We start from the raw sequence: 6,159 nt of genomic DNA, 5'->3' as shown, positions 1-6,159 counted from the left end.
TTCTAATCTATTCAATTAGCCTTACTCTCTCTTATTTTGCTGTCAATCCAATATGTCTATGAACTTGTCTTCTCTTATTCATCCAACCTCTCTCGGTTAGCGGGTGCAAAAGTAAAACTCTTTTTTTTAATTAGCAAATACTTTCGCAATTTTTTTTCGAAATCTTTTCTCTCAATCCCGAACCCCAATTCTTCCGTTTTGGGAGTGCAAATATAGAAACCTATTCCTTTTCAATCCAAATAAAATTTAGCGTAGTTATTAACAATTGTGCTAAAAACAGAAAAAGCCATTCGTAAAACACTGAATGGCTTAGTTTTATTTAAACTAAATTTTATTTCTTTTTATTTAATTTCTTGGCTAATTCTTCCCAATGGGCGTTTAATTCGTCAATATCGATGGGATTTGCTGGCTTTTGTTCTACCAACCGTCCGTCAAAAAACGCTCTGTATAATATGGTTTCTATCAAATAATCTTCATTATTGTCAAAAGGACGGTACGTTGTCTTTAAATTAATATCAAATAAATAGGCTGTTGTATTCGACCAAAATGCTTTCCAACCACTTTTGTACTCCTTTATTAAGTCATAGGTTGAAATCCCCGTTTGCCTGTAGATTAGTTTTACTAAAATTTGTCCTTGCTTTCGAGAAAGCTTTTTCAATCGTTCTTTGAATTCATTCTCTAAATAATCCTCTACAATCTTCATATAGCGTTTTTTCTCCTTATTTGTTTTTAAGGTCGCCATGGTCTTTTTAATTGCAATTAGTTTTTCTGCCGTTAACTTAGCATAGGGATATACTTTATACACTCTATTTTGAAGCAATAAAAATTCTTTTTTATCCGCCTCGCTCATTTTAATTTTTGAAATTAAAACTTCGTCTAATAATATAGTGTCCATTTTCATGGTGTCCACTTCTACTTCCCTTGTTTGATCATTTTGTGTGACCGGTTTTACTTCTTGTCCCCAAATCGAACCAAAACATAAAAAAACGACAATAACTAAAATCTTTTTCATACCTATAAAACAATATACAAATTTATGGAAAAGCCCATACAAGTCTGATGCCAAATTTTTATTTTAGCCAAAAAATAATCAAATGGCACAAAAAACAATTCTTACTAACGATTCGTTACAGTTTTTAGAACAGTACCTGAATAACGCCTCACCAACAGGTTACGAATCCGAAGGACAAAAAATATGGATGAAATACCTGAAACCCTACGTGGACACTTTTATCACCGATACTTATGGTACGGCGGTTGGTGTAATCAATCCTGAAGCTTCTTTTAAAGTTGTCATTGAAGGACACTCTGATGAAATATCTTGGTATGTCAATTATATTACAGACAACGGACTCATCTATGTGATTCGCAACGGAGGTTCTGATCATCAAATTGCACCTTCAAAACGTGTTAATATCCACACCAAAAACGGAATTGTAAAAGGGGTTTTCGGTTGGCCAGCCATTCATACCCGCAATCGTGGTAAAGAGGAAACCGCCAATTTACATAACATCTTTATTGATGTGGGGTGTTCGACTAAAGAAGAAGTTGAAAAACTTGGTATTCATGTTGGGTGTGTAATTACGTACCCCGACGAATTTATGATATTGAATGGTGATAAATTTGTTTGTCGTGCCCTTGATAATCGAATGGGCGGATTCATGATTGCAGAAGTCGCTCGATTATTAAAAGCAAATAAGAAAAAACTTCCTTTCGGATTGTACATCGTAAATTCTGTTCAAGAGGAGATCGGTTTACGCGGTGCAGAAATGATTACACAAACCATCCAACCCAATGTTGCCATTGTTACCGATGTTTGTCATGACACCACTACACCCATGATTGACAAAAAAATTGAAGGCGACTTACAAATGGGGAAAGGACCCGTAATTGCCTATGCACCCGCTGTTCAAAACAAACTTCGCGATTTAATCACTGATACAGCGGATGCTCATAAAATACCGTTCCAACGTCATGCGACTTCTCGTGTGACTGGAACCGATACCGATGCTTTTGCCTACAGTAATGGGGGCGTAGCTTCCGCGTTAATCTCTTTACCCTTGCGTTATATGCATACCACCGTTGAAATGGTGCATCGTGATGATGTGGAAAATGTGATTAAACTGATTTATGAATCTCTTTTGAAAATAGAGAACAACCATAATTTTTCGTATTTCCAATAAAAAAAATCCCAAACTTACGGTTTGGGATTTTTTAATTGACAACGCTAATTTTGAAGGGGGTCAAACCTTCTATTGTACTTGGAATCGATTTTATTTTTTTAGTAAAGTATCACTTTCTATAACCGATTCATTGAATAAGATCGTATCTTTAATGGTAGGTTGAATGGTCAAGATTTGGTATTCCTGTGGTTGGGATTCAGTAATTTTGTATCCTTCTGCAACAACCAAATCCAATTCATTTTTATCTGCAGAAGCAATCGGTGCTAACACTTCATTTAACTGCGTGGTATCTGATTCTACAGCTACTTCTGGTTTTGTTAATCGCACTCCTTTATCAAAAGACAAAACTGATTCAAAAGATCCTATTCGATCATTACTTTTACTGTTAGCCAATACGGTGTTTCCAAACAAAGAAACGATAAGTCCGAAATAAATAATTGTTGTTTTCATTTTTGTTATTTTTTAATGTGATTGATGATGATTAATTACTATGTATAACCTAGTAGCCTTATCGGTGCTGACCTAAAATCAAACTCGGTTACAATATACTAGACGAACCTTAAAAACCTTTGTTACAAAAAAAGGCCGCTTTTTTAGAGCGACCTTGTAATTTTAGTATTTTGTTAACGTTAGCGTTGTTCCAAATAGTGGTTCACATTGGTTTCTATGCGTTGCTCAATACGCTGAATATCGGCTTTCACAAATTTTTCACCAAGAATATTCTCGTAAAGTTCGATATACCGCTCAGAAACCGAATTAACATAATCTTCAGACATTTCAGGAATAACTTGCCCCTCTTTTCCTTGGAAATTATTGGCAATTAGCCATTGGCGTACAAATTCTTTCGATAATTGTTTTTGGGCTTCTCCCTTTACTTGACGTTCTTGGTAGCCCTCGGCATAAAAATAGCGGGAAGAATCGGGTGTATGAATTTCGTCAATCAAAACGATTTTTCCTTCTTTAGTTTTTCCAAATTCGTATTTGGTATCCACCAAAATCAATCCTCTCGAAGCCGCAATTTCTGTTCCTCTTTGAAATAAAGCCCGCGTATAGTTTTCCAACACCAAATAATCTTCTTCCGAAACAATCCCATTAGCTAAAATAGCCTCTCTAGAAATATCTTCGTCGTGTACCCCAAAATCCGCTTTTGTTGTGGGCGTTATTATAGGTTCTGGAAAACGATCATTTTCTTTCATTCCTTCAGGCAAAGTGACACCACATAAGGTTCTTTTTCCCGCTGCATATTCCCGCGCCGCATGTCCGGATAAATACCCACGAATAACCATTTCTACTTTGAAAGGCGAACATAAATGTCCGATGGCCACATTTGGGTCGGGTGTAGCAATTAACCAATTTGGCACTATGTCCTGAGTTAACTGCATAAATTTAGTTGCAATTTGATTTAAAATTTGACCTTTATAAGGAATCCCTTTAGGCAAAACAACATCAAAAGCTGAAAGGCGATCCGTAGCGATCATGACAAGTAATTCATCATTGATGTTGTAGACTTCGCGAACTTTTCCGCGGTAGACTGATTTTTGTCCCGGGAATTGGAACTGAGTAGTGGTTAGCGTTTGCATTATGTAGTTATGTTGTTGTGTGGTGCAAAAGTACTTTATTAAACGATTAAATCAAGCTCCCTTAATTAAATTCTTAAAATGATCTTTGAAAAAAAGGATTGCTTTTGGATCAACTTCATTCAAAAGTTCGAAATCCTCAATATTTCTAGCATTTTTAAAATGAAAAACAATGACATTTTGTTCTTCATTAATTTTTACTTCACTCATCTTGTCCATTGGGATTTTACATCGTATAGTTGTCTCGGTTATCAAGTAACGCCAAACACTGAATGCCAATCCTAAACCAACAAGAAAACTATAATAAGATTGACTTTTGAACGAAATAAATAGAGAAATTAACAGGATTAATCCAACCCATACAAACACTTTAAATGATCGGATGGCTTGTTGTCGCACTTCATAAAAACCTTTTTCATTGAGTTGTTGAATTTCCGACCAATTACCGGATGATGTTAAAAAAAAGGCTTCCTCATTAATTAAGAGGTAGCCTTTATCGTGTTTAAAATATTCTTTCATTAATCTTGATTTTCAATACGCTTGTAGGCATCGATTATTTTTTTCACCAAACGGTGACGTACAATATCTTTATCATCCAAATACAGAATTCCGACTCCTTCTACATCTTTTAAAATCAAAAGTGCTTCTTTCAATCCAGAAATAGTGCGACGCGGTAAATCCACCTGACCCGGATCTCCCGTGATAATGAATTTGGCATTTTTCCCCATACGCGTTAAAAACATTTTCATCTGCGAATGTGTCGTATTTTGCGCTTCATCCAAAATCACAAAAGCATTGTCCAACGTTCGACCGCGCATAAAGGCCAAAGGCGCTATTTGAATAATTCCCTTTAAAAGATAATCCTCCAAGGTTTGCGGCGGAATCATATCGCGTAAGGCATCGTACAAGGGTTGCATGTACGGATCCAGTTTTTCCTTCATATCTCCTGGTAAAAACCCTAAGTTTTCTCCGGCTTCAACAGCTGGTCGCGTTAGTATGATACGCTTGACTTGCTTTTCTTTCAAGGCTTTTACAGCCAAGGCAACTCCGGTATACGTTTTACCCGTACCCGCCGGACCCACTGCAAAAACCATGTCGTTTTTCATCACTGATTCGACTAATTTTTGTTGGTTAGGTGTAATGGCTTTGATTAATTTTCCGCCCAATCCATGCACCAAAATCTTATCGTGATCGGGCATTCGTTGTTCATCAAATGTATTGCTCTGAATAACACGATCAATGACATTGGTATCAATATTATTGTAGCGTGTAAAATGCAACATCAATCGGTTAAAACGGGTTTCAAACTCATCCAATTCTTCTTTCTCACCAAATGCCTTCAACGTAGTGCCACGCGCTACAATTTTTAATTTGGGATAATACTTTTTGATGGTTTCCAAGTGGGCATCTTGTGCACCCCAAAATTCTTTAGGTGCGATGTCATGCAGTTCGATGATTCTTTCGTTCAAAAGCAGTGGTTTTAGGGTTAAAAATTCCTAATATTTGATTAGCTTTGCAATCATCTCAAATTTAAGAAACACGGCGGTTTGTTCCGAATTTAGTTATAAACAATTTTATGTCAATAATTACCCTTACGACCGACTTCGGACTCAAGGATTACTTTGTGGGTGCTTTGAAAGGCAGTTTGCTTTCTCAACATCCTGAGGCATTGATTGTTGACCTTTCCCATGAGGTGAGTCCGTTTAACATTGCCGAAGCCAGTTACATTGTAGGTGCCGCCTATACTCGCTTTCCAAAAGGGTCCGTGCACCTTATTGGCGTGGATGCTAGTCGGACACCAAAAATCAATCATATTGCCGTTTTATGGAACGGACACTATTTTATTGCGGCCAATAACGGTATCTTGAGTATGCTTATGCGTAAAATAGTTCCCGAAAAAATGGTCGAAATTACCATCCACGATCGACTCCAACCGGATGCTACGGATATGGATGTGTTCGCAACTGTAGCGGTTCATCTTGTCAAAGGGGGAAATCTAAATGTAATCGGAAAAACAATTACCCAGTTGCATGAAGTTACCGAATTGCAACCCGTACTATCCCCCGAAAATCAGTCCATCAAAGGCTATGTCATGTACATTGACCATTTTGGAAATGCAGTAACCAACATTCATCAACAGTTATTTCTGGATATGGCCAAAGGAAGGCCGTATGAATTGACCATCAAAAGAGATAAACTCAAAACGATTTATGCCAAATATGCCGACATTGAACTAGTGGATTCTAAGTCGGATCACACCGGAAAAACCATTGCCATTTTCAATGAAGCGGGGTTTTTAGAAATTGGCATCTATAAAAGTAGTCCGCATACCGGAACTGCTTCCACCCTTTTGGGACTGCGCTACCGCGACTTTATTTTAATCGAATTTAAATCTTAAC

7 protein-coding genes are annotated in these 6,159 nt (G+C 37.1%); 2 read left to right on the top strand and 5 right to left on the bottom strand.

Translation table 11 applies throughout. The annotated features are described in order from the left end of the window. Window positions 1–331 precede the first annotated feature (331 nt). Entirely contained in the window at window positions 332–1,012 is a 681-nt protein-coding gene (locus EQG61_RS13530; RefSeq protein WP_129462483.1) for a DUF4294 domain-containing protein, read from the bottom strand. Between the two features lie 82 nt (window positions 1,013–1,094). Here EQG61_RS13530 and EQG61_RS13525 point away from each other — a divergent pair, with 82 nt between their 5' ends. Next, window positions 1,095–2,183: a M42 family metallopeptidase gene (locus EQG61_RS13525; protein ID WP_129462482.1), complete on the top strand. Its 1,089-nt coding sequence runs from the start codon at window positions 1,095–1,097 to the stop codon at window positions 2,181–2,183. Between the two features lie 90 nt (window positions 2,184–2,273). On the opposite strand, the gene EQG61_RS13520 is transcribed toward EQG61_RS13525, so the two are convergent. The 4 genes from EQG61_RS13520 to EQG61_RS13505 all read right to left on the bottom strand — a co-directional run bounded on the left by EQG61_RS13520 (window position 2,274) and on the right by EQG61_RS13505 (window position 5,229). After that, on the bottom strand, window positions 2,274–2,633 hold the full coding sequence (locus EQG61_RS13520) for a hypothetical protein (protein ID WP_129462481.1): 360 nt from the start codon (window positions 2,631–2,633) through the stop codon (window positions 2,274–2,276). Window positions 2,634–2,812: 179 nt separating this feature from the next. Continuing rightward, complete coding sequence (locus EQG61_RS13515) at window positions 2,813–3,763, bottom strand: phosphoribosylaminoimidazolesuccinocarboxamide synthase (RefSeq protein ID WP_129462480.1); 951 nt, start codon at window positions 3,761–3,763, stop codon at window positions 2,813–2,815. 51 nt (window positions 3,764–3,814) lie between these two features. Then, window positions 3,815–4,279: a hypothetical protein gene (locus tag EQG61_RS13510; protein ID WP_129462479.1), complete on the bottom strand. Its 465-nt coding sequence runs from the start codon at window positions 4,277–4,279 to the stop codon at window positions 3,815–3,817. After that, entirely contained in the window at window positions 4,279–5,229 is a 951-nt protein-coding gene (locus tag EQG61_RS13505; protein WP_129462478.1) for a PhoH family protein, read from the bottom strand. Before EQG61_RS13505 ends, EQG61_RS13510 begins: the two co-directional genes overlap by 1 nt. A 107-nt stretch (window positions 5,230–5,336) precedes the next feature. Between EQG61_RS13505 and EQG61_RS13500 the strand changes: the two genes are divergently transcribed. Then, window positions 5,337–6,158, top strand: coding sequence for an SAM hydrolase/SAM-dependent halogenase family protein (locus EQG61_RS13500; protein WP_129462477.1), 822 nt, complete (start codon window positions 5,337–5,339; stop codon window positions 6,156–6,158). Window position 6,159: the final 1 nt, after the last annotated feature.

It is taken from the genome of Flavobacterium stagni (assembly GCF_004122105.1).
GTDB lineage: Bacteria > Bacteroidota > Bacteroidia > Flavobacteriales > Flavobacteriaceae > Flavobacterium > Flavobacterium stagni.
Note: the sequence above shows the minus strand (reverse complement) of the source record. Positions and strands in the feature narration are given on the sequence as shown.

Bases quoted from the DNA above. Each gene is read 5' to 3' on its own strand.
- EQG61_RS13520 (WP_129462481.1), bottom strand. From the start codon at position 2,633: ATGAAAACAACAATTATTTATTTCGGACTTATCGTTTCTTTGTTTGGA.
- EQG61_RS13530 (WP_129462483.1), bottom strand. From the start codon at position 1,012: ATGAAAAAGATTTTAGTTATTGTCGTTTTTTTATGTTTTGGTTCGATT.
- EQG61_RS13500 (WP_129462477.1), top strand. From the start codon at position 5,337: ATGTCAATAATTACCCTTACGACCGACTTCGGACTCAAGGATTACTTT.
- EQG61_RS13515 (WP_129462480.1), bottom strand. From the start codon at position 3,763: ATGCAAACGCTAACCACTACTCAGTTCCAATTCCCGGGACAAAAATCA.
- EQG61_RS13525 (WP_129462482.1), top strand. From the start codon at position 1,095: ATGGCACAAAAAACAATTCTTACTAACGATTCGTTACAGTTTTTAGAA.
- EQG61_RS13510 (WP_129462479.1), bottom strand. From the start codon at position 4,279: ATGAAAGAATATTTTAAACACGATAAAGGCTACCTCTTAATTAATGAG.